A 22651-nucleotide genomic window follows, 5' to 3' on the forward strand; every position below is an offset into this window, starting at 1 on the left:
GTTCTCTCCTCGTTACGGTTGGGCGGAGGCACGCGCGTCAGTCGAGCGCGCGGTCCTTCAGTTCCGGAATCAGCGTGACCGTGACGATCATGTCGAGCACGTAAAGCGCGGCCAGCATCGCGATCGCGATCTGAAACGAATAGCGCGCGGCGAGCGCGCCGACGACGAGCGGCCCGAGCCCGCCGATCGCACGGCCGACGTTCCACAGCACGTTCTGCGCGGTCGCGCGCACCGCGGTCGGATACGCTTCGGACATCAGCGTGCCGTAGCCGCCGACCATGCCGTTCACGAACATGCCCATCAGCGCGCCAGCCCACAGCATCGTGGCCGGGTCCGTCAGCCGCGAATACACGAATACCATCGCCACCGCGCCGAGCTGGTACAGCAGGAACGTCGGCTTGCGGCCGATCCGGTCGGCCAGATGTCCGAACAGCCAGACGCCGGCCATCATCCCGAGCACGGTCACCGCGGTCCACACTCCGGATTTCGTCAGCGAGAAGCCGAGCTGCTTCGACAGGAACGTCGGCATCCAGATCATGATCCCGTAGTAGCCGAAGTTCTGCACCGCGCACAGCACGACGATGCCGATGCTCGTGCGGGTCGTGCGCGCATCGGCGAACAGCAGCCGGAAACGCGCGCCCGTGCGCGCCGGCTGCTGGCTCCGGACGAACACTTCCGGCTCGTGCAGCTTGTTGCGCAGCACCCAGGCGACGATCGCGGGCAGCACGCCGATCGCGAACATGCCGCGCCAGCCGACGCTCTGCAGCAGCAGCGGCGTCAGCAGCGACGCCGCGAGCACGCCGCTCTGCCAGCCGAGCGCCACGTACGACGACACGCGGGCGCGCTTGGCTGCAGGCCACGCTTCGGCCGCGAGCGCCATGCCGATACCGAATTCGCCGCCGAGGCCGATGCCGGCGATGGTCCGGTACGCGAGCAGATCCCAGAAGCCCTGTGCGAACGCGCATAGCCCGGTGAACACCGCGAAAAGCAGGATCGTCCAGGTCAGCACGCGTACGCGGCCGTAGCGATCGCTGAGCGTGCCGAAAATCACGCCGCCCGCGACCGCGCCGACCAGCGTCCACGTGACGAGCGCCCCCGCCTGCTGCGCGCCGAGCTGCAGCGACGCCGAAATTGCCGGCAGCATGAAGCCGAGGATCAGCAGGTCGAAGCCGTCCATCGCATAGCCGATGGCCGAGCCGGCCAGCACTTTCCACGCGTAGCGCGACACCCGTTCGGGCGGTGCGCCGGCGGGCGCGGCCGCGGAGGATCGAAGGTTCGCTTCCATGATTGTCCGTATCGTGAGGAGGAAATATCGATGCCGGCGGTCCGTTTCGCGGTCGTTTGTCGTTTTTTCTAGACGAACTGACCGCGACCCGATCGTCGGCATCGCACAGCTTAAGGGCGCGGCCCGGGCAGATTCGCGCCGGCGTCGCGCATCAGACGACCAGTTCCTTCGACACCTGCGCGGCGAAGCCGTTGAGCGCCGCGAGCAGCGCGTCGTCCGAGCGCCCGCTCGCATCGCTCAGCCGCCGCGCGTGCTCGCGCAGTTCGGCGAGAAACGCCTGCACCGTCTCCGTGCAGACCGCCACGCCCTCCTGCCGTTCGGCGAACGTCGCGGCCGCCTGTGCGAGCAGCACCAGCGCCGCCGATTCCCGCCCGTGCGGCGCCGCCGCGTCCCGGCAGCGCGTCGCGAACCGGTGAATGTCGGAAAAGCCGACGACGTCCTGTGCCAGCCACTGCGTGGCGTCCATAAGGTTCATGCTTTCCTCCTCGTCTAAATATTTAGACTACCCGCATCAAAAACGGAATGCAAGCGTCCGATGTATCGGGGTAAACCGCGAAGCCTCGCATCGCGATGCCTGCGTCAGAAACGCGTGCGCAGGCCCGCGCCGTACGTGATGCCGGTCGACAGCCCGCCGACGTGATCGACCTTGATCGCCGAATAGAGGTCGGTGCGCTTCGACAGCAGATAGTCGTAGCCGAGCGCACCGGTGCTGCGATGCGCGCCGTCGGCGAGCGCCCCGCTCGAATGCGTATACGCGTAGCTCGCCAGCAGCGAACCCACGCCGATCGGCACGCTGACGCCGGCCTGCAGCGTATCGCCGTGGAAGTTGCCGCGCTGCGCGCGGTTCGCGACGTTCATGTACTGCGCGAACAGCTTCACGACACGCCAGTCGTACCACGCGCCGACCTGCACCGTGCGCTGGCTCGACAGGCCCGGCGCCGCGGCGAGCGCGCCGTCGAGATCGCCAGGCGTCGCGCTGAAATTCACGTACTGGAAGACCACGGCGGCCGCGAACGCGCCGCGCGCGTAGTTCGCGTTGACGCTCCATTTCTTGGCGCCGTTCCGGCCGGCCGTATTGCCGAGTGCATACAGCAGCCCCGCATTGAAGCCGCCGAACGTCGGGCTCGTATAGGCGAGCGCGTTGTTCCACGCCGAATCGCCGACCACGCCCTCGGCGCCCACGCCCTTGAACGTGTGGAAGATCATCGGCGAGAACGTGTACGAATTGAACAGCGGGTTGAACTGGATCGTCGCGAGATACAGCGGCGTCGTGATCCGGCCAAGACGAAGCTGGCCGAACCGCGTCTGCAATCCCGCGTACGCATTGCGCGAAAACAGGCTGTCCCCGGCGTAGCGGCCGTACGCGCCGCTTTGCGGTTGAAAGTAGCTTTCGAGCACGAAGAACGCCTTGTTGCCGTTGCCGAGATCCTCGCTGCCGCCGAGGCCCCAGAACGACGTCGTCATCCCGCCGCCCGACTGCACGAGCGCCGTGCGAGCGCCGGGTTGCTTCACCGAACCGACGAAAGCGTCGGCAACGCCGTACAGCGTCACGCTCGACTGCGCGTGCGCGAGCGGCGCGATGCCAATGGCGCCTGCCGCGCCGGCCATCAGGAATCCTGCCCGAAATCGGGCGCACGGGGTGCGCAACGTCATGCTTTTCTCCTCCCGGCGCAATGGGCCGGCACGTGGGAATGTCTGGAAGGTGCGATGCCTCTATCGCCGACACGTCTGCGCGCGCGCCGTTCGTCCAAATATTTAGACGGCGTGCCCGCGCACGGACACGGGCCGGTCGCAGGCCGTTACCGCGCACAAGACGAGCGCAAGCCGCGGGTGTGCGAGCATCCGTCGTCGGCTACGTTAAAATACCCGATACAAAAAAATAGACAAACATCGATCTTCGCGATGCCCCCGGCAGGATGGCGGCGCGGTCGCGCAACCGGTGTCTGTCGATTTTTCACCCGCCACCTAGAGGTACTTCATGTCCACCGCCGGTTCCCGAAAAACACGTCTGCGCGGCGCGCGCTTCGACTTCGACAGCATTGGCGAGCGCTTGCGCGCGTACCGGATGGCTGCCGAGTTGCGCAGCGAGGATGTCGCCGAGCGCCTGAACATCTCGCGCGCGGCGGTCTACAAGCTCGAACGTGGCGAGATCGTCAAGATCGATACGCTCGAGCGGCTCGCCGCGCTGTTCGGCGTGTCGCTCGCGAACCTGATGGGCGTCGAGGTCGAGTATCACGATTCGGCGATCAGCTATTTCGAGCGCATGCGGCAGATCGAGAGCCGCTCGCAGCGGATCTTCGCGCATTTCGATCCGTTCTCGTTCCTGCTGACCTCCGACGATTACGAAGGCTGGCTGCGCCAGATGCTCGAGGAAAGCATCCCGCCGTCGCTGACCGATGCCGCGTGGCGGCAGACGCTGTCGAAAGTGATGGCGATCCTCGCGGACCGGAAAGCCGCGTTCCGACGCGCACCGCTGAACGTGACGAGCCTGATCGGGCTGCGCCAGATCGAGCAGTTCCTGCACCACGGCCTGGTCGGCCGCCTCGGGCTGCCGCCGGGCGTGCAGCTCGAGCGCAAACTGGCGGCGCGCCGGGAAGTGATGCGAATCGTCGGGATGCTCGAGGACGATGCGAAAGGCGTGCGTATCGGCATCGTCAGCGACAACCTGCCGAACGAGACCTTCCAGATCTTCGAGGACGACGACAGCGCGCATATCGCGGTATCGCCGTTCCGGCTCGGCGAGCTGCCGAACATCCGTACCGGCATCGCGACGATCACCACGTCGGCGGATGCCGTCGCGATGTACCGGAAGATGATCGACCGGCTGTGGACCGATTCCACGAAGGGGGCCGCCGGGGCCAGGCTGCTCGCCGACCTGCTCGACCGGGCGTAGTGCGGCGTCGCATCGACCATGCGCGGTCCGGTGGACCCGCATCGCGTGCGTTCCTGCACCGTTCTTCCTGACCTGGCCCCCTGAAGTTTCTACATAAAAACCGTCAAACTTCCGCGTCCACACGCGCATCGGCCGCCCGACGTGATGCGCGACCGCGATCGAACAACGCTCACATCCCGATCCGATTCGATCGGCAAGCCCAAGTCCGGATTCATCACGCGGCTCGACGAACACTAAAAAGACAATAAAAACCGCGTCTCGAACAGAGGCTCGGCCACCGTCGGCGGCTCACCCGCTCGATGGCCGTAACCAGCCGGCGCTTCGGCAAATTCCAGCGCACCTCGACGGACCATCCCGATCATCACGTTTCATTTAACTTTGAATTGTGGCTGTGTACCGAGGCAATGCCAGCAAGGCTTTGCACTCCGGCCCCCAAAGCCAAACTTCCCTTACCCCAGTCTGAACACTAAAAAAACACTAAAAGGCGGACGCGGGTCGGGGGCGTGACGCGCCTGATCGCGCTCACACTTCCGATTTCGACATTCATTGTGATGTTCTCGATCGGCTCTATGCTGGGGCACGCGATGCCGAAGAACGGGATCGCGGCCTTTCTGACGCTTACTGTTGCATACCTCGCAGCAACGGTGTTCACCGTAACCGCCTGGAACGAAGACGGTCCATTGAGAGAGCGCGATCGGATCGTCTTGATCGCTTCCGCAACCGTCAGCGTGGCGCTGGGCCTCCTTGCCGCTTCGTACTTCTGGGTTATGTAGCCGGTGGACGGAGTAACGGCACGGAAAATCAGTCGGATATGGTCTTTCATCTAGGGACCCGTATTAACAATTTCGCTTATCTACGCAAGCGCGGCTGCAGCTGACCTCTATCCGGCCTACCGTGACCCTGCGCTTATGTTAGTGGCCTCAGCTTGGCTTTCCGTTCCGGTATCGACGGTCATCCATGAGCTTGGGCATCTGCTGATGGGGATCGCATTCGGCGTACCCGTTTCGGAGCTCAGACTTGGTGGTGGAAAGCAGCGCTTGGTCCTTCAGTTCGGCCCGAATTTCCGGCTCCTGCATGGTTGGTTACCATTCACCGGTCACGTCGAATTCAAATGGTTGCCGATATCCCGGCCACGGCGTGTCGCGGTGTACGCTGCAGGCGTGGGTGCAACGTTTCTGGCAGCGGCGGTAGTTTGCGTCTTTCCTCTCCAGGGACAGACGGCCTCACAAGCGGGGGTCCTGCTTGTTGTCGTTCTGTCAGGGCTCGAGAACCTCGCAACGCGCCATCCAGAGATTGGTCGTTGGTCAGATGGAGAGGCGATGCGGGGACTGCTGGCGTACAAAAAAGCTCCCTGAGCGCGATTGGGAACCCGCGCACAGTCAGCGAAGGCAATAACGGCGCGGCAATCCAGGGCGAACTGCATCGCTATGTCGCCATCCCCGATCCTGGTCGCTGCCATCGATCTGGATCAGTTCGCCCAGGCACGCCCGGCGCGCTCGCGGCTGATACACCTTCGGCGGTCGTTGCCGGCGCGGAATCCACAAGCCAGCGTCCGTCATCAGCTTCCTGACTGGTTTCCTTGGCCAGCCGAATGCCGTGGCATTCCAAGAGCTTCTCGCAGGCCGGCGTCGGCCCAAAATCGGCGTAGCGATCGGGGATGAACGACAGCGCCCGGTCGGCGGCTCCCGGGTCGAGGCGACGATTGCCAGGCTTCGCTCGGTGTCCAGACACCAAATCCGCCGGGCCATGCTCACGCAGCCGGGCGACCAGCCGGCGAGCCTGCCGCGTCGTCAACTCCAGCCGTGCTGCCGCACACCAAAGCGGACATTTCAATCTAGCTGCTACAACAAAAAATTCGCCAGATACAATTATGTAAAATGAATTCCTAACGAAATCAGCAGACAGTGGGCGCGTGTGGAAAGGAATGGTTCAGCCCCTGCTGTGAGCCGCCGGATTTCGGTGAGCTACCGAAGGTGACCCGCCGGCTCGAATTCATTGCGGAATCAAGAAGCGGTCTCGATTTCTGGCCTTGGCAATCCACGAAGGCGGCTTGCCTAGACCGCTCCAGGTGGCGCCGCTCTTCGGATCCTGATATTTCGGTACGGAGGGAGTACGCAAGTGCAGAGGCGCCGCGAATGAAGGCATCCCGTGCCATGGTGTCACACCAGAAGGCGTCTATCTACTTACGGTTACGCTCTTCGCCAGAAGAACAATCCAACCTCCATATACAGGCTCGATTTCAAGGAAGACTTTCTCGCCGCGCTTGATCGCAGCGATCTCGCGCTCAACTGCCGGTAGCCAGATGGCCTCATTCATTTGGTCACGGGGTACCCCTGACAGCAGAAGCGCTAGCGAGGTCCGATAGTCATTCGGATCACTCATTAAGTCCCATAGAAAAGCCCTGTCAACGATGCTCTTGTCGCGGAACTTTTCAGCGACAAAACGCTCCACTCCTTTCGCAACTAGGGTGAAACGCTGCTTGGCTTGTCCGCGGAAAGAAATGCTGACACCATTATCGTCCTCGGTCAGGACGATCCCAGTGACATGCGCTTCTACGAAATCAGAGAAATCGATCATTGGTGAACTCCTGTTTGTCATGGCCTGCGGGGCCATGGAGAATAAGGGCGCCCTGGCTCCTCGCGCTCTCCCCCCGGCCACTCATGCACATGGTCGACCTCATTGCCTTGATGCGGTTTGTCATAATCGCGCAGTGGCAAGCCATCCGGTCCGTATTCACGTCCTCGACGCGGCCCCTCAATCCAACCATTCTCGGGACCCTCATCGGGAGGATTTTTTGGCCTATTAAACGTCGGCCCATTAAACAGATCCATGAACCAGTTCGGAACACCTCCTGTATCAGGACTGCAACCCGGCGCAGGCATTGGCGGCAGAATGGGAATTGGAATTGCCTGCAACCCCGTCGGGTCGCTGAACTGCACCGGATCCCCACTGACATAAGCGTACAGGTTTCCTTCTGAGTCGCTTGTCTCGCCACTCGGATCGCGTGAGAGCCATCGCCCCGTCACGGGATCGTAGGCGCGGAACATTGTCAGGTACAGACCGCTATCCGCGTTCGCGAACATCCCCGCATATCCATAGTCGGTCAAGGGGGGATTCGATTGCAACGCGGCACCGTATGCGTCATAGTCGTAAGCCGGTGCGCTACCGCTCGTAAAGGCCCGTCGAACTGATCCGATTTGATCGACCCCGTAATAGGCGTATTGCGCCGGACTCCCCGGTTGGAATTCGCCCTCCGCGTAGTAGCCGCGTGTCACGGCGTTGCTGATGCCTCTTGCTTGACAAGGACGCAGACCACACCAGATGTAGGAAGTCGTTACCGTTCCGCCAGCGCCCGCGGGCGTACTGCTAATTGATGTTCTGCGTCCCAGCCCGTCATAGGTGAAACTGGTCGCCTTGCCAGACTGGCCAGGATACGCGATCGCGACCAGTCTGTTCTCGGCGTCCCAACTATACGTGCGCCCTCCATCCGATAGGAGATTTCCGTTGGCGTCGTACGTCAAAGGCTGGCTTGCTGCGGGCGGATTTGACAGCGTCGTGAGTTGGTTGAGCGTATTGTAGTTCGCTGTCTGCGTCGTCGCGCTTGACGGATAGGAAATCGTTGCGTCACTCGTTTGAGTGGTGCCCGTCGTCATGTCCTCGTCGTTTGACGTATATTGAAACGTTGTGTACTGGCCAGACGACAATCCGGTCGTATTGACACCGGAAAGACGCCGATCACCCGAATTCGGAAGATAACTCCATGTCGTTCCGAGCGAGGCACCCGCAAGCTGGCGTGACGCGATCTGACGGGTCTGTCCGAGGTAACCAAGTGTGAAAGAACCCAGATCACTTGCATGGGTCACCGGTCGACCAAGCGCGTCGTACTGGAAAGTTTCTGGCCCCGCACCTGCAACTGTTCGGTTGCTCAATCTACCGAGCGCGTCATAAGCATAGGAGATTGTCCCGCTCGCAAACGGCGTGCTCTCCTGCTGACGTTGGAGTGCGCCGTATGTTCCGACTGGCACGTAGCTATACTGGTTCGTGCCCGTACCATCACTCATCGACACGATGCGAGGCCAATACGCATCGTAGGAAAACGAAACGTTCGGCGTCGGATTTACCGCACCGGTGTATGTGATCGCCGTAACCGCATTGTCCTTCGCATAATTGAATTGCTTGGTCTGTCCGAGCGCGTCGGTAATTGACTTCACGCGACTCGTCGTATTCTCGTAGGTATAGGTGACCTTGCTTGTATCCGCGTAGGTTTTCGTCGTTAATCGGCCTTGCACGTCATAGTCCCAGCTTGTGACGTTACCCTTGGGATCCGTTCGGCTGACAAGCCGCCCGCTTGGATCATAGTTCAGAAGAGTCTGTTGACCGCCCGGATCGACTATCGAGGTCCGTCGACGATTCGCATCGTAGGTATAGCGCCAGACGCGACCAATTCGATCGGAATATGAAACAAGGTCCAGCTTGTCATATGTGAACCTCTTGTACGTCCCATCGGGGTAGGTGACCCGCGTAACACGATCGGCATTGTCGTAGCTATACGATACTTGCCAGCCTTCAGAGTCGGTAAAAGTCGCAACGCGATTGAACGTATCGTACGTATAGGATGCCGAGGTTACCCCGTTGGCATTCACAATCGATGTCAGATTTCCGTTCGGATCGTATTGATAACGCGTTGTCTGACCAAGCGGGTTAGTCTTCGCGGTCAACTGTCCCGCCGCGTTATACGCGCTAATCGTCGTCTGCCCCGCCGCATCTGTATGTACGATCGGGCGGTGCAGATAGTTGTAGGTGTACTGGTCAACGGTTGTCCGAGCACCAGCTGTCGTCTGCACCACTGCAGCTAGATCGATCTGGTTTGGAATGCTGAACCCAGTTACCCGGCCTACTGCATCACTCGATTGGATCTGGTTGAAGAAGCCGGAAGTGTCATATGACGCTTGCGTCAGCTGGGTTGAGCCGTCATCCAGGACGCGGCCAGTCGCTATGGGGCTACTGTAGATTCCCGCGGCGATACTCTGGGTCTGCCCTGGATAGGCGAACCAGATGCGATTCTCGAGCGGATATTTGATACTCTCGATCGTGGTCGACTTTGTTGCGGCCCCGCCCGACACGTGGGCAAAATGCGTATCCCGTGCCTTCGTGTAGTCGCAGCCGCCCGTCGGAGTACACCCCGCCGTGACGTATGCACTCTTGTCCCAATGGAAGCTGCTTCGATACGAAAGATACTGGTTGGTCAAGGTAATCGGCATACCCTGCGGCACGGTGGCAGCCGGATCGCTGTCCGGTATCGAGGCCGGCTCCACCCACTCCTCCCTCTCGTGATAGCCTAACGGATCCGTTACATCGACGAATCTCGGTGGCCCACTCGAGGTCGGCGCCGTATACGAAAAACTCGTCGTGCCGTAAGGCGTCGTCATTTTGTTAATCAGTGAGTTGGCGTCGTAGCCGAAACTCGAAGTTAATCCGATGACGTCTGTAATCGAGGTGAGCCGGCCAGAGTTGTCGTAACGCAGAATTGCACTGCGCCCGAACGGATCGGTAATTTGGGTGACAGCCAACGGCGACGAGGGCCGTCCATATGCGAACGTTGTTTGCCTACCCGTCGCATCCGTAATCGATGTCAATCGCAGACTACTGTCATAGTTGAGCGTGACCACATTCCCCTGCGGGTCAATCACTTGGCTCAGGAAGATTCTCCGCGGATACGCGGCGCTACCATTGGACTGCGAGTAAACTTCGACGCCGCCGTTCGCGAGCATGCGACGGTAGGTGATGGGCGATTGCGATGCCAGCAGCAGTATCGAGCCGTCATCACTCTGCTGAGTGAAGCGTCCAGTGCCAGCACTGTACCCGGTATAGTAGTACGCTCCTCCGCCGGGAAGGTAGCGTGACACGTTCCCGCCCGCATTTGTCGGGTCGTCAGTCACGTAGGTTAGCCAATTCAATGTCCACTTCTGACCAACGTTGAAGAATGTGAAATTGGCGGGCTGGCTGTCTTCGCGCTGGTTGTACGTCACCTTCACTTTCATCGACGGGCCGATTGGTGGCACGTAACCGACCGGGGTGTCCGACAGCGTAACGCCGACTGTCCCTTCCTTGATGTCATAGCCACACATCGGGCTATTGCAATTGTTCGGTCCGTTGTTGGCGGTCGGATCGTTGGCGTCACCCGGTTGGGTCGCGCTCGTGGGCCCCTTTCCCCAAATGGACTCGGCCTCACCCTTGGCGACAACTCGCCATCCCGGCTGCAGCGGCGTACTAGATGGAATTAGGAAATAACCGCTCGCTTCGGCATCAAGAGCCTTGTCTTTTGCCCATAGACCGTCACCAGGGAACACAGGATCCTGCACGTGATACCGGCCATTGGCGCGACCAAGGATCGCCCCATAATGTCCGACCTTCCAATGAACAATCGACGGCACCGGAACCGCTTGGCCTGGTTGGCGGTACACGACACGAGACGCAAACTTCGCGTTGCCGGCGAGCTGCTCGAGCTCCGCCAGATTCGTCCCGTTTGAGCCCGCTCGGTAGTATTGCAGCCGGTCTGCTTGCCGATTGTGCGAGTTACGCGAGAGGATCATCAGCCTCAGCGCGACCGGGCCGCAATTGAATAGGTGCCGCGGATCCTTGTTCACCAGAGCCAGTTGCTCATGTGCCTGTTGGATTCGCTCGGTCGCGGATCCCGCGATCGCACGGTCGCCCATGTCATCGAAGAGATTCGACAGGTTTTGCATTTGGCCCAGCGACGCATACAACGCGGCAAGCTCAGCACCCGCGCGATCGACAACCGCCTTGGCTTGCGGATCGTTCGCCCGCTTGCCGAGCGCCCATGCCTGCTGCCAGGCGTCGATCGCCTTCGATAAGAAGCCATCGTGCAGATAGGCAAAGCCCAAATTCGCGTAGATGGCCGGTGCCCAGCCGGAGTGTGGATAGTGCGCGAGAAACGTCGTCAAACTGCGGATGTCATCTGGCTCGCTGCGGGCCCGATACGTCGACAATGCGTTCGACAACGCACCATCTTCGGTCGGTGTTGTAGCGCCAGCGCGTACAAGCGGCTCGGCCAAGCCCGCGACGCGAATGGCATCGGAGCCGCCAGATTGGATTCCCCCTGGCAAAACTTGCTCCGGGTGCGATTGCCCGTGGCCCGCGAGCGGCAAGAGTGCAAAGACTGTGGCGAGGAGCGCGACGACGTATCGCATATTCGTTATTCTCATACCCAACCTCGGATGTCTTGTCCGGAAACGGCGGCTATGCAGCCGTTATCTGAAGGCAATGTCTTCCGTTTGGCAAACGGAGTAGCGAAGCAAGTAGGGTTAGGAGGGTGTCCAGGGTACGCAACCCCATACTCCGGTCCCCCACGTCATTGGGGGCACCCCATTGCCCGCAGTATTGGTTTGAGAGGTCCGATTCCCGTTGGCATCATAGCTATAGACGACGCAGATCCCATTGTCGTATAGCGCGGTCGTCACTCGTCCGAGCGGATCGTAGGTGTACTGCGTGGTGGCGCTCGCGGCTTCTACGGGCACGCTCCCGAACAGACCAAAGACAATCACCGTGAAATAGATTGCGAGTTGCCAATTTCTGGAGAACATGCGCCGCCTCCAATAGGATTGACCGGAGCATCATCACGGTCAATTTCCGACGGTTGGATGGTTATCAGTTCGGTGCTGTAAAGCTGAACGACTGAACGAGCATGATGGATTGCCCTTGTGCCCAGACGCCAAGCCCCACCATGTCCAGTCCCCCGCCAAGTGCGGTCAGGAACGTGCCAAGTGGCTCAGAACCTCCGGGCACGGGAACCCAATCGTATCCGTCCGAGCTGACATAAAACGTGAGTGTTGTTCCATCGTTCGACACGCGGAGCCAGGGTGTCCACGCTGCGGCCGACGCTGGAAAGCCGCTCAGCGTTTGGGACCAAGTGGTGTTATTCGTCCACCGTTGCGCGATGAGTTGGGCCGGCCAAGCTGTGCCGGAATTGTAGTAACCAAAAAATATCATCCGCCCGTTCGACGAATTACGCAGCCAAAAGCCTGCTTGGTTATTCGATGCCTGAAAAACGGGCACCTCGATGCGCATATAGACGTCCCATGGCGCGTCTGGTGCAGGCTGCTCGAGCGATTCAACATTGGATGTCGCATTGACTGGATTGAGGATGAGAGATGCCTTGCCGTCTGTCGCGACTGCTGAACCTTGGTTATTCCAGGTGAATTGAGCGATCTTCGGAAGCGTCCGTGCAGCCTCAACAGCGTTCCCGCCAGTGGCCGATATAACACCACCGCTCGATACAATGGTGTGTCCGTCGACTTTGGTGACACCGAACTGCGCCGAGGATGCCTTGTTGCAGGTTAGGGTCGTCGTCCCCGATGTGGAGCAATCGCCGGACAGGTCGCCGCTGGTGATGGACTTGGGGCCAGAAAATACCGCCAAATTCCCGCTCACGGGAGCACCTGAAGACGCCACGGCGGCATTCGCGCAACCCGCCACCGTATTGAAATTATCCATCACCTTAGACGCGTCAGCAGTCTGGCCGTTGACCAACTGGTTTGGCAGCGTACATTGTGCTTGTCCCACGGATGGGCCGGCACCCGCGATGAGAAAAATAAGAGAGCCGATAGTCGCGAAAAGACGTGATGTCATATTCGATTCCCCGTGCCGCACAACGTTAGTGGTGAGAGAGATTAATGCGATCCGCCGTGTGTGGGCGCGGCGAAATTTCACATCCGTCTCAGTTGTGTTTATGTCTAAACTGCGGGCGCCTGCCTCTCCGTTGCTGGCCAGTAACAAGCGGAGCAGGATTTGTGTTGATTATGATTCTAAGTGGGACCCTAGTCCAAGAAATAGTCTAGTCCAAAATTGGAGAAATTCCCATGTTGTGCCTGGGCGGACAGGAAGGCCAGAATTTTCCAGATATTGCCGGGGCGGACATTTGGTTTGCTTCCGACGCGATTACGGAAAAATTGTAGCGAACTCGGGAGAATGGTTTGCCAAATCTGAGTTTGGTTGCTACCTGTACCTTGCGCGATAGATCGGCCGTGCTGGGGGCCGGAAATCTCCATGTCCGACCGGGATTAATTCTGGTCCGGGGTCAGCGGTACCTCGCAACGCTGGCACGATCTCACACACCACAGGAACTGAAATGCGGGACGCGGTCGGCGCCGAGCGGACTGCACGACCAGCTCGACATCTCGTGTTATCCGTCGTCTTGCCCAACTCGAGCGCTGCATTGATGCCGCGTTCGGTTGCCAGCGGGACCTCGACACACAATTCGTGTGGGGGTTTCGTTGATGAAGCCCCAAAGCACAATCAGCTGGAGTAGAACAGCCAGCCCCATGCACCGAGCCGCGACCCATGCGCAGGGCCTGGAATGCCGCGTGATACTGCAATACGCGTTCTCCTGCTTTCTGTCGGGGCATTGGCAGCGACAAGGTCTGGGCGACCTTCACACGTCGGGGCAGTCCGAGCCAGCGCGCGAGAATATTGAGCGTGCGCTCGTGAGGTCAATTGCGATCGGCTATCTCTCCATCGCGGATATAATTCGTGAGCCGAAGTTTCGTGACTACCGCTGACTTCGGAACGATTAACCTACCGAAACATTTCGAAAAAGGATCCTACACTCTCATGCCTACATATCTCGAGCTCAAAGCGCAGGCAGAAGCGCTGGCACAACAAGCAGAAGAAGCTCGACTTGCCGAGCTGGACGCCATCATTTCCTCCATGCGCGAACAGATTGCAGAATACGGGATCACGCCGGAACAACTTTTCGGTCGACGTCGCGCCGTTGCACCGAGCCCTCGCGCGCCGATTGCGCCGAAGTATCGCGATCCGAAGACAGGTGCAACCTGGAGCGGCCGTGGCAAGGCTCCCCAGTGGATTGCGAACGCGAAGAACCGCGATCGCTTTTTGATCGAACAGTAAGCCGATCGGCAGTTGGGCACAATGTCGTCATCTTTACCAGATGGGACATACTGGGCGACATGTCGGGAGCGGACGGTATTTGCGGCCTCGGCAAACGGTCACGGCGACGTATTTCCGCACGCAGAGATGATCGTGAAAGATGGATGGGCTACGTTCACCCGTGACGGCGTCGAAGTGTGGAACTGCAGCGCGCGCTACGCCGCTGCGCACTTCGACGTTCAGTCCGCTTAGGAAGACCTGCCGATGAGCCAGTTTGTTCAGATTGCGCCGGGTGTCGTGTTCTCCGCCGATGTACTCGGGGCCGACTGGGCGCGTAAGTATCAGCAGATCACCGAAATTGAAGTGCCAAACGGGCATGCGCAATCCGCAACTCGGCGGAACCGGCCCGCCAAGGAAACCGGTCAGACGATCGACGAAAGCACTTCGAGCCAGATGTCGTTGTTGTAGACGACGACCGGCCCTCCAGCCTATGCCCGTCCGCCTCGCACAGAGAAGATCAAGCGGCGCATGTTCATTGTTCGGCCAGCCGCTCGAGCTCGTCGAATTCACCAAAGAAGTCCTGCTGCCCTGGCAGTGCCGCCGGCGACCGACGTGCTGCTCGCGGCCGCGGATGCCCCGCTCTCTTCAACGTGCGCGCAATCGCATGAAGCTGCGCCCAAATCTGATCTGCTTCGGCGCTCGACAAAGTGTCGGCCGCCACTTCGAGCGCACCAACGAGCCTCTCGAGCTGTTCGGGTGCGCCGGCCAGCACGGGGCGCACTTGATCGCGCGCCTTGCTTTCCCGATATGCTTCAAGCCATCGCTCGAGCAGCTTGCGCTCGTCGCGGGACAGAGTGTCAAGCAGCCCAGTCGGGACAGGTTCATCGACACGAAACGTACCGATGACGCATTCGCGCGCCCGCGCCCTGATGGAAGGCCGCTTCGGCGGCACGGCCCGAAGCAACTTGATGAGGCGCCCTTGTTCTCGAATGAGCATCGTTCGTCTCTGATTCCATACGATCACACCAGAGCATAACAAAACAGGACGTCATGAGCGATTGAGCAACGGCCCATATCCTATCGCGTCATTGCCCGCCAAAGACGTCCTCACTGAGCTGAAACGCGCCGGCGCGCCGCACATCTGGTTGAATAGCTCACCTCCCGACCGCTTCATGTCGCCGCTTGCGGCGAGTCCTTTCGGTTGTCGTGATACTGATGAAATAACACCGAGCACACCAGTGGCCACGTCGAATCGTATTCGGTGTGGCGAGCCATCGATGTCCTCGGGCACATTCCCATTCAAGTCTGGTCGCGCTATTCACATAGATCGCTGAGACACACTTCCCACCACGCTCAAGCGCAATGCTTTTCATCAGCTCGAGCCCGAGCCTGGACCCGTCGCGGCTGCACACTGGGCACCAATGCCCCCGAACAACAGCCCCAGGAGCGGCCTCCCAGCGATGCCCGTGTTCGCACTCCCATTTCAGGCGCGTCGCCGCGTTTCGGTATGTTTCGGACAAGCACCGCCCGCCGAGTTCCCTCGCCCACAGGCGCATGCGCTCGATCCCAAAGCGCATTGCCTCCCGCTGACACTCCGGGCACCAAGCGCCACGAAAGATTCTCGCGCCTTGCGTCTCCCACTCGTGGTCTGCACCACATCGGAACCTATAGTAGGCCTTGCTGCCCTCGTAGACCTTCGAGAGACAGACTCCACCATGGCTCCTCGCGCGTTCACGTAACCTTGCCAGGCCGTCCTTGTGACGATATGCGTGTACCTTCTCTCGGTCCGCGCAAATGCGGCACCAGGCGCCCCGCACGATCCCACTACCTGAAGTCTCCCATTCATGGCCTGCAGCACACCGGAAACGATAGCGCGCTGTCAGTTTCGTGTAGCCGGTCGACAAACACTTGCCGCCTCTCGCGTTTGCAGCCCCTCGCATGCGTGTCATCCCGTCCGGATCGGCCATGCGTTTCGAATGTTGCGCCCTCGCGCAGAGCGCGCACCAAGAGCCCTTTCGCAGATTCTCGGCGGTCTTCTCGAAAACGTGCCCTGCCTTACATACAAACTGGAGTGGTGTGCCGCGGCCCGCATACTGCTCCGAAAGACAGCGCCCGCCGGCCTGCCGCGCGAGTTGGTGGATCTGACGAAGTACCCCGTCAACGCGACATGCCGGGCACTGGACCATCGTGTAGAACAGATAGGAGCCGCATCGGCTGGATTCGTGTCCCTTGCGACATCGAAATCGATATTGCGCGTGCCAACCTTTCCATTCTGATTCCAGCAACTTCAGTCCGTATGGACGAAGTGCCTCTCGCATTCGCTTCAACTGATCGAGTGACAACGTTGCTGCTCCGCTAAATTCCTTTCGTTGGCGTACCCGCGCATAGAGGCCTAGAAGTCCACCACCCCGATGTATGATTCTCACACGTTACTCTCGTGAAATCGAGGACACCCGGGCCATTCTCTGACCAGTCACCGGGAGTTGCGAAATCCTACTTCTCAGATTGCGAAATGACCCCTCCGAAATCGAACCCTTTTAATTCATTTTGCTCTACAAGCTCCCTAAAACGCTCGGATACAAATACTGAAGCAGGACTTTCTTTTAGGCGAAATATATCAACCCCTTCAATGCGACTCTTCAGAAGGAATATTTTATTAAAAACCGTCGCCTGAGGGTAGACTTTGAATTTTGATGCGTCCATATCGACGGCATTCTCGATCACCCGGGTTACATGAAATCCGAGCATGTCTTTTATCGGGGCCTCGACCTGCAATATCTCCCCGCTGCCACGAAGTACCGGCGCCAATACATCAAGCGCCCTCTCACTAAACAGGAGAAACGGAGATAGCATCGTATGAACGTCGCTGGTCTTTTTTCTGCGCGAAGTACCCCACGTAAGCTTAACGGGGTCATAGTCTTGGCCAAACCCTCGCCCACATAGAGCGGTTGCTCGTATAGCTACGCTCTTGTCATATGCGATTTCACCGTCATCATCGACTTGAACGAGAGGCTGAAATGCTTCATCCTGCCTCAAACCGTAAACGTTACTCACGCACCGCCCCACATCCAAATTCCATAAATACCGAGAATCCATCAGCTATTATGGCGCGGTGCAACTCCTCGTGCATCCCGGCCTCACACGGCTCAAGAAAAAATGTCGGCGTGTTACTCTCAGCACCCACGACATCCAGACCGATACTATTTACCTTTCTGCACGGAACCAAAGGGTGCGCCATTCCGTCCGGCTTGACAACGCCCAATCAGAAAAACGGGGCGAACGACGTTGTTAGAGAACTGAACGCTGCCATTTGTCGTTAAAATTAAGAAACTCTTTTTTCTTCACCATCCATTTACCCGCCTTTTCCTTCATCGTGAATCGGGATATCGTCAACATTCCCAATGTCTGGCGAATGGCGAAAACTACCTCTCCGTTCACGGATTCGATGCTATCTTCAACGTCGGTTTCAGGATCGTATGTCGGTGGCTCCGAACAACCCAAGTCAATTAAACGACCTTGGTTTGTTTTTTCTTGGAACGCCCATTTCTCTAAAATAGCAGAAAGATCTTTCCGTGCACGGTCATCAATACCAGAAACATCGCCACCACTTTTCAGAGCACTATGCTTTTTCTCGTAAAAATCCTTTTCCCATTGATTCATTTCCAACATGAATGATCGCAATGCCGTTCGCGCTTGCTCAAAATCGTCATTCATCGCCTTCAACCCTTAATCATTGAAAATACCGCCCTAGTGCGAGACCTCAGCGACGATGACATCCATATTTTAGCCAGGCCAGTCGTCGACCGCGACAAACTGCATCTGTTTTGTTCCGGCGACGATCATATCCAGAAATGCCGAGAATCCATCGGCTATATTGTAGAGGTTGCCACATTCTGACACCTCTGCAATATCCGGCTTCGCTGTGTCATTCGCATGCAGATGCGTTCTATCCCAATACAGGACCTTTTCAACGCTATCGAGTCGCGCCAGCGCGTAGTAATTACCCCCCGGGTCATCTCCAATCACAAAGAAATCGTTTAGAAAATCGACCTCACCTCTGACACGCTCGTTTTGCTCTATTAAATCAAAATTCTCGTTACTCGCTCCGACTCCAAAAAGCGAAGCAAAGGAAATCATTCCATTATCGACACCAAGAAAATCAAAATCGAGATAGTCGGCGCCGCCAATGAATATGCCATTCCACTTCTTCAAAAAATCCTTGTAATCCGTCGGAAGAACGAATCCGAGTTCCGCCTCCAATTTACCGAGGAGCGGCTGTGCAGGTTTTGCTCCATACAGAACTGGCACCTTACCTCCTTAACACGACGATTGATTCTTCAAATTAGAGACGCCACCCCTATGGGTGAATTCACTGTGAATATCCTTCGGAATTTCCTGCATCGTTACCATGTTCTCGTGGTGGTGCCAAGTATTTTTCGTGTAGTCGGCGGGGCTTCCTGCCTTTGCATCCGCCAATCCAAAGTCCCCTGCTGGCGCCCTACTGTGATTTCCTTTCAGCCCCTCAACGTCTACAGATCTGACCTCATACGGCTTGAAATCAGGATAACCATTTGGATAACGGACAACCGTACCTTTTGCGTTGGTATATACCCACGTCCCCGACTCCACCTCAACGTGAACGGTACCACCTTTTTCAAGCCATTTCGTCACATCCGGAGAGTTCAACGGCTTCTCCCCAAACCAGCCCCACGGATCGATCCATCCTGTAGGATTGGGGGCATACGCATACAAATTGTCGCCACCCAGCAGCCCGATCGGATCGTGGTTAATGAACCGGCCTACATCAGGGTCGTAGAACCTGAAAGTATTATAGTGAAGGCCCGTGCTTTCATCGGCATATTGTCCGGCATAGCGGAGCGGCTGATCCGTGCGTGCCGAAGTCAGTTCTCCACTGTTCGGCTTGACCTTGCCCCACGCCGTATATTGCCCCGCCCACGCTAGCTCTCCAGCTTCGTCTGTAACTTCCAATGGGGCGCCCACCAGATCCGTATGGAAGTGGTATATCCGCGACGCCAGCTTCGCCGTGTCGATCGCTGCCGCCGCCAGTGCGTTCGCGATAACCGCATCAACGCGTGCCGCTGGAGAGTACGACGCATCTGGACTGTATATGTAACTGCTCACGCCAGTCTCGCGCACCTCTTGGGCGAGCCGTAGCCCCTCCCATACGAACCGCTTCGTCTCGCTGCGCAGTTTTACGCCACGCAGGTCGTAACTGGTATCCGTCTTCGCAATCCGCCTCCCGATCGGGTCGTATTCGAACCGAGATTCGACCGTGCCACGCGCGTCGTGCGTTCGGACTGCGATCAGTCGGTTCTGCCCGTCGTAGGTGAACCGCTGCGTCTGGTTCGCTCCGCGCAGCTTCGTCGTGAGATTGCCAAACGGATCGTACTCGAAACGGAGATCTTGCCACATGAGCAGGCGATTGCCTTCGACGTACCCCCGGCTACTGCGCTGCGCATCGTCAAGCAGGTTGCCGGCACCGTCCCACGCGAATTCTTCAACTTGCCGATCCATCGTGTTCACCCGCCGGGTCAGCTGCCCGGCAGGATCGTAGTTGTACTGCGTACTGCCACGGAGGCCGTCGCTCATCTCGATGAGCTCGCCAGCGGCGTCGTAGCCGTAATTCCGCCACAAGTGCCCGCGCCCACGACCCAGCGCTTCGGGTTGGAATCCTGCCGACTGCCAGACTTTCCGACCAAGCGGATCGTATGCGGAACGCTGAGTCAACCGCCCCTGTGTGCGCATCACTTCACGATGCAAATCGTCACGCTCGAAGTCACTCACCACCTGATCGCCACAACGGATCTGGTGAACGTGGCCTGAACCATACCGCAGGATCTGCAAGCTCTGGTCGTGCGGCAGCGCTAGCTTTGTCACGTTGTCGAGCGCATCGAGCACATATTCCACTGTGCCGTTCACGCCGTGCTCGGCCATAAGGCGACCCGCTTTGTCGTATTCGAAACTCACGACGTCCGGAGTGATGCCAAGCGCAATACCGGCTGGAGTTGGCGTACGCTCAACTTTCACAGTCCGGTCGCCCTTGTCGCGCTCAAAGCGGGTTACCTCGGTCGGCGTATGCTGAACCTTCAGATTGCCCATCCGGTCGCGCTCAAAGCGAATAGTGCGAATCGGGCGATTCGCATTAGCGCCATTGACCGGGGCCCCTACGATATCAAGTGTGAGCAATTCGCCAGCGTCCCCATACCCGAACCGCCGTTCCACGCCGTCCGGTCGCGTCTCGGTCAAGAGCCGACCGCCGGCACTGTACGTGAACGCATAGCATGCGCGGTCCTGCAGTAGCTCTCGAAGCCGCCCGTCGGCATCGTACCGATAACGGGTCCGGCGCCCTGCTGGATCGCTTATCTCGACGACCTGGCCACGCGCATTGCGCAGCGACTGTCGGACCCTTCCGCCGAGGCCAACGTGCCGAACCATAAGCCCGGCTGCATCGTATTCGAAGGCCTCCGAACTTCCGTCGGGATATGTGATGCGGCGCGGCTCGCCGGTCGGACGCACATCGTACGTGATGCGCTGACCAAGCGCGTTCTCACGCATAACCGGCAGACCGAACGGATCAAAAGTGGTTCGCGTCACTTTGCCGGAACAGTCAGTGCGCGCGACGAGCTCGCCAAGCCTATTCCACTCCAGAGTCTTACGTCCCCCCAGTGCATCAATGTGCGCGAGCGGGAGCGAGGTCAGCCCTTTCGGATACTCGTAACGGTTTTCGCGGCCAAGCGGATCCTGACTCACCAGCAGCCGACCCTGCGGATCGTATTCTGCACGCCAGGCACCACCGTCAGGCCCGACAATCTCCACGGGCCGCATGCTGTTGCCGTCATAGCGAGTGCGTGTCGTGCGGCCAAGCGGATCCGTCTCAGAGACGATCCGACCCACGTCGTCGTGCTCGAACTCGGCCGTGCGCTCTCCCGGCAGCATCAGCATCACCGGCATGCCGGCGTCGTTGTACTTGATTCTGTAAACGCCGCCATCGAGGTCGGTGTACTCGACAATCTGAAACTGTGCGTCGAAGCGCCAATGCGCGGTTCGACCATCGGCGTAACGAACGCGGGTCTGGCGGCCTTCGATGTCGTATTCGAGCGTCGCGTCCTCGCCCTCGCTGGTACGCGCCGCCACAACCCGGGGCTGCCCTTCGATCGTCGACCACATGTAACTCGACGTGAAACCCAGTGCGTTCACATGACTCGCCATCAGGCCGTTGGTATATGTGAACTGGCGCACGACCGCCCCATTTGCGTCCGTCACCGACGCCAGCTGGCCGTTCTCATCGTATCCGTAAGCGACGGCCAGGCGGCGCTCATTGCCATGAACGAGCGTGACCGCGCTAAGCCGTCCGTGTTCCTGCTCGTAATCGAGCACGGCATTCAATCCGCCGCACGTCAGAATCTCGGTGACGCGGCCGCGGCTATCGCGCTCGAACTGGCACCACTGTCCCGCCTGATCCTCGATGCGGCGCACCCAAGCAATGCGGCCGGAGTCCGGCTCATATCGGCCGAAGTCGTAATACGTCTCGCCAATGTCATGCAGGATGTAGCGGCCGTCGGGCGTACAGGTCAGATACCGTTGCTCGGCCTCGCTGAATGCGGCTTGCCCGGCACGCAGCAACGGAAATCCGCTCTCGCGCCCTTGCGCGTCGGTGTACCAAAGGCGTCCGTCGCGAGCGTGCAAACGAAGCTCCCACGGGGCGACCCAGCCGCGCCCGAGCGTCCCCGCATAGTCAATGCTGCTCGAATAGAACCGCTTGATCGCAACCGGCATCGGGCTCGGGATCACGAAGTCTGTTTCCGATTCGGCCAACAGGATCTTTCTTCCGGTCGTGACGTCGACTGGGTTGCCGAACATCCCGCCGAGCGCCTTGTTGATCGCGGGCCCGGCGACGTACCGTCCGAACGCCTCACCGAGCACGTACCCGCCGATGAACTTCGCAGCGCAAGGAAGGACCGCGCGCGACAGCCCGCCAGCCTGCTTCAACAACCCACCTAAGCCGCCGACCAGCCCCGCCAGCACGAACGCCCATTCCGTCGCCGTTCGCAGCCACGGCGGCACTTCGTCGTCGACCGGCAGGTAAGTCTGCGTGCCGCCGTGAAAGAACGTATCGTGCGAACCGCCGGAGATTGTCGCGCCGCACTTGATCTTGTCGTCCTTCCGCGCCGCTGGCCGCCCGTTGATGAAGATGTTCGTCGATCCTTGCGCGACAAGCGGAATGGGATTGTGCTTGCTGCAAGCCACGCCGCTCAGCGTCGCATAGGCCGCCGAAAGGGAGTTGACGTAGACGTCCGGCGAGCCGGTAATGATGTTGCCGGATTGCGAGCTGAACATCTTCCCGATCGACTCCCCTATTGATAGGAGAGCCTGCGCTCCGATACCGGCCATCATGCCGGCCAGCAAGGCCACGCCGAATCCGCATGTGAATGTGGCGAAGGCGACTGCGGCGATCAGGGCAATGCCCAGCACGGCGCCGACCAGAAAGCCCGCGAGCGCGCTGGTGTGATCGATCGGGTCAGTGACTCGTGCGGCTTCGTACACGA

At 59.2% G+C, this 22651-nt stretch carries 16 protein-coding genes and 2 pseudogenes; 5 read left to right on the forward strand and 13 right to left on the reverse strand.

What is annotated here, in order from left to right:
* Window positions 1–37: 37 nt before the first annotated feature.
* The 3 genes from GJG85_RS30140 to GJG85_RS30150 form a co-directional block, all read right to left on the reverse strand.
* Window positions 38–1285 carry an MFS transporter gene (locus GJG85_RS30140; RefSeq protein ID WP_050016119.1) on the reverse strand — a complete coding sequence of 416 codons (1248 nt, stop codon included), beginning with the start codon at window positions 1283–1285 and terminating at the stop codon, window positions 38–40.
* A gap of 151 nt (window positions 1286–1436) precedes the next feature.
* Window positions 1437–1760, reverse strand: a complete 324-nt coding sequence (locus GJG85_RS30145) for a hypothetical protein (RefSeq protein ID WP_011660795.1) — start codon at window positions 1758–1760, stop codon at window positions 1437–1439.
* Window positions 1761–1864: 104 nt separating this feature from the next.
* Complete coding sequence (locus GJG85_RS30150; protein ID WP_050016121.1) at window positions 1865–2938, reverse strand: porin; 1074 nt, start codon at window positions 2936–2938, stop codon at window positions 1865–1867.
* 325 nt (window positions 2939–3263) lie between these two features.
* Between GJG85_RS30150 and GJG85_RS30155 the strand changes: the two genes are divergently transcribed.
* Window positions 3264–4178 carry a helix-turn-helix transcriptional regulator gene (locus GJG85_RS30155; RefSeq protein ID WP_050016122.1) on the forward strand — a complete coding sequence of 305 codons (915 nt, stop codon included), beginning with the start codon at window positions 3264–3266 and terminating at the stop codon, window positions 4176–4178.
* A 503-nt stretch (window positions 4179–4681) separates the two neighbouring features.
* On the forward strand, window positions 4682–4951 hold the full coding sequence (locus GJG85_RS30160; protein WP_050016127.1) for a hypothetical protein: 270 nt from the start codon (window positions 4682–4684) through the stop codon (window positions 4949–4951).
* Window positions 4952–5629: 678 nt separating this feature from the next.
* On the opposite strand, the pseudogene GJG85_RS35120 reads toward GJG85_RS30160, so the two are convergent.
* The 5 genes and pseudogenes from GJG85_RS35120 to GJG85_RS30180 form a co-directional block, all read right to left on the reverse strand.
* Window positions 5630–6050, reverse strand: a pseudogene (locus GJG85_RS35120) (ISNCY family transposase); the annotation flags it as partial.
* 120 nt (window positions 6051–6170) lie between these two features.
* Window positions 6171–6278, reverse strand: a pseudogene (locus GJG85_RS30165) (H-NS family nucleoid-associated regulatory protein); the annotation flags it as partial.
* A gap of 75 nt (window positions 6279–6353) precedes the next feature.
* On the reverse strand, window positions 6354–6755 hold the full coding sequence (locus tag GJG85_RS30170) for a hypothetical protein (protein WP_050016129.1): 402 nt from the start codon (window positions 6753–6755) through the stop codon (window positions 6354–6356).
* Window positions 6756–6772: 17 nt separating this feature from the next.
* The gene (locus GJG85_RS30175; protein WP_160300524.1) at window positions 6773–11389 is read right to left on the reverse strand and encodes an RHS repeat-associated core domain-containing protein; all 4617 of its coding nucleotides are present in this window, start codon (window positions 11387–11389) and stop codon (window positions 6773–6775) included.
* Window positions 11390–11846: 457 nt separating this feature from the next.
* Complete coding sequence (locus GJG85_RS30180) at window positions 11847–12827, reverse strand: hypothetical protein (protein ID WP_124631880.1); 981 nt, start codon at window positions 12825–12827, stop codon at window positions 11847–11849.
* A gap of 981 nt (window positions 12828–13808) precedes the next feature.
* Between GJG85_RS30180 and GJG85_RS30185 the strand changes: the two genes are divergently transcribed.
* Genes GJG85_RS30185 through GJG85_RS30190 form a run of 3 tightly spaced genes read left to right on the forward strand, consistent with a single transcriptional unit; the run spans window position 13809 to window position 14552 of the window.
* The gene (locus GJG85_RS30185) at window positions 13809–14105 is read left to right on the forward strand and encodes an H-NS histone family protein (protein ID WP_060733711.1); all 297 of its coding nucleotides are present in this window, start codon (window positions 13809–13811) and stop codon (window positions 14103–14105) included.
* A gap of 21 nt (window positions 14106–14126) precedes the next feature.
* On the forward strand, window positions 14127–14336 hold the full coding sequence (locus GJG85_RS35125) for a hypothetical protein (protein ID WP_080334336.1): 210 nt from the start codon (window positions 14127–14129) through the stop codon (window positions 14334–14336).
* A 12-nt stretch (window positions 14337–14348) separates the two neighbouring features.
* Window positions 14349–14552: a hypothetical protein gene (locus tag GJG85_RS30190; RefSeq protein WP_050016135.1), complete on the forward strand. Its 204-nt coding sequence runs from the start codon at window positions 14349–14351 to the stop codon at window positions 14550–14552.
* A gap of 64 nt (window positions 14553–14616) precedes the next feature.
* Here the strand turns inward: GJG85_RS30190 and GJG85_RS30195 are convergent, their stop codons facing one another.
* The 5 genes from GJG85_RS30195 to GJG85_RS30215 all read right to left on the reverse strand — a co-directional run bounded on the left by GJG85_RS30195 (window position 14617) and on the right by GJG85_RS30215 (window position 22649).
* Window positions 14617–15081: a hypothetical protein gene (locus GJG85_RS30195; RefSeq protein WP_050016137.1), complete on the reverse strand. Its 465-nt coding sequence runs from the start codon at window positions 15079–15081 to the stop codon at window positions 14617–14619.
* 1496 nt (window positions 15082–16577) lie between these two features.
* Window positions 16578–17138, reverse strand: coding sequence for a double-CXXCG motif protein (locus GJG85_RS30200; protein ID WP_235356264.1), 561 nt, complete (start codon window positions 17136–17138; stop codon window positions 16578–16580).
* 234 nt (window positions 17139–17372) lie between these two features.
* Complete coding sequence (locus GJG85_RS30205; protein WP_080334341.1) at window positions 17373–17798, reverse strand: NTF2 fold immunity protein; 426 nt, start codon at window positions 17796–17798, stop codon at window positions 17373–17375.
* A gap of 69 nt (window positions 17799–17867) precedes the next feature.
* The gene (locus GJG85_RS30210; protein WP_204384676.1) at window positions 17868–18392 is read right to left on the reverse strand and encodes an SMI1/KNR4 family protein; all 525 of its coding nucleotides are present in this window, start codon (window positions 18390–18392) and stop codon (window positions 17868–17870) included.
* 9 nt (window positions 18393–18401) lie between these two features.
* On the reverse strand, window positions 18402–22649 hold the full coding sequence (locus GJG85_RS30215; RefSeq protein WP_050016140.1) for an RHS repeat-associated core domain-containing protein: 4248 nt from the start codon (window positions 22647–22649) through the stop codon (window positions 18402–18404).
* Between the last annotated feature and the right edge of the window lie 2 nt (window positions 22650–22651).

The organism is Burkholderia sp. MS389, assembly GCF_016899425.1.
GTDB classification, from domain to species: domain Bacteria; phylum Pseudomonadota; class Gammaproteobacteria; order Burkholderiales; family Burkholderiaceae; genus Burkholderia; species Burkholderia sola.

Excerpts from the sequence above, each read along its gene's own strand:
- GJG85_RS30185 (WP_060733711.1), top strand. The coding sequence starts at position 13,809 with ATGCCTACATATCTCGAGCTCAAAGCGCAGGCAGAAGCGCTGGCACAA.
- GJG85_RS30180 (WP_124631880.1), bottom strand. The coding sequence starts at position 12,827 with ATGACATCACGTCTTTTCGCGACTATCGGCTCTCTTATTTTTCTCATC.
- GJG85_RS30170 (WP_050016129.1), bottom strand. The coding sequence starts at position 6,755 with ATGATCGATTTCTCTGATTTCGTAGAAGCGCATGTCACTGGGATCGTC.
- GJG85_RS35125 (WP_080334336.1), top strand. The coding sequence starts at position 14,127 with ATGTCGTCATCTTTACCAGATGGGACATACTGGGCGACATGTCGGGAG.
- GJG85_RS30205 (WP_080334341.1), bottom strand. The coding sequence starts at position 17,798 with ATGAATGACGATTTTGAGCAAGCGCGAACGGCATTGCGATCATTCATG.
- GJG85_RS30190 (WP_050016135.1), top strand. The coding sequence starts at position 14,349 with ATGAGCCAGTTTGTTCAGATTGCGCCGGGTGTCGTGTTCTCCGCCGAT.
- GJG85_RS30145 (WP_011660795.1), bottom strand. The coding sequence starts at position 1,760 with ATGAACCTTATGGACGCCACGCAGTGGCTGGCACAGGACGTCGTCGGC.
- GJG85_RS30155 (WP_050016122.1), top strand. The coding sequence starts at position 3,264 with ATGTCCACCGCCGGTTCCCGAAAAACACGTCTGCGCGGCGCGCGCTTC.
- GJG85_RS30140 (WP_050016119.1), bottom strand. The coding sequence starts at position 1,285 with ATGGAAGCGAACCTTCGATCCTCCGCGGCCGCGCCCGCCGGCGCACCG.
- GJG85_RS30195 (WP_050016137.1), bottom strand. The coding sequence starts at position 15,081 with ATGCTCATTCGAGAACAAGGGCGCCTCATCAAGTTGCTTCGGGCCGTG.
- GJG85_RS30175 (WP_160300524.1), bottom strand. The coding sequence starts at position 11,389 with ATGCGATACGTCGTCGCGCTCCTCGCCACAGTCTTTGCACTCTTGCCG.
- GJG85_RS30150 (WP_050016121.1), bottom strand. The coding sequence starts at position 2,938 with ATGACGTTGCGCACCCCGTGCGCCCGATTTCGGGCAGGATTCCTGATG.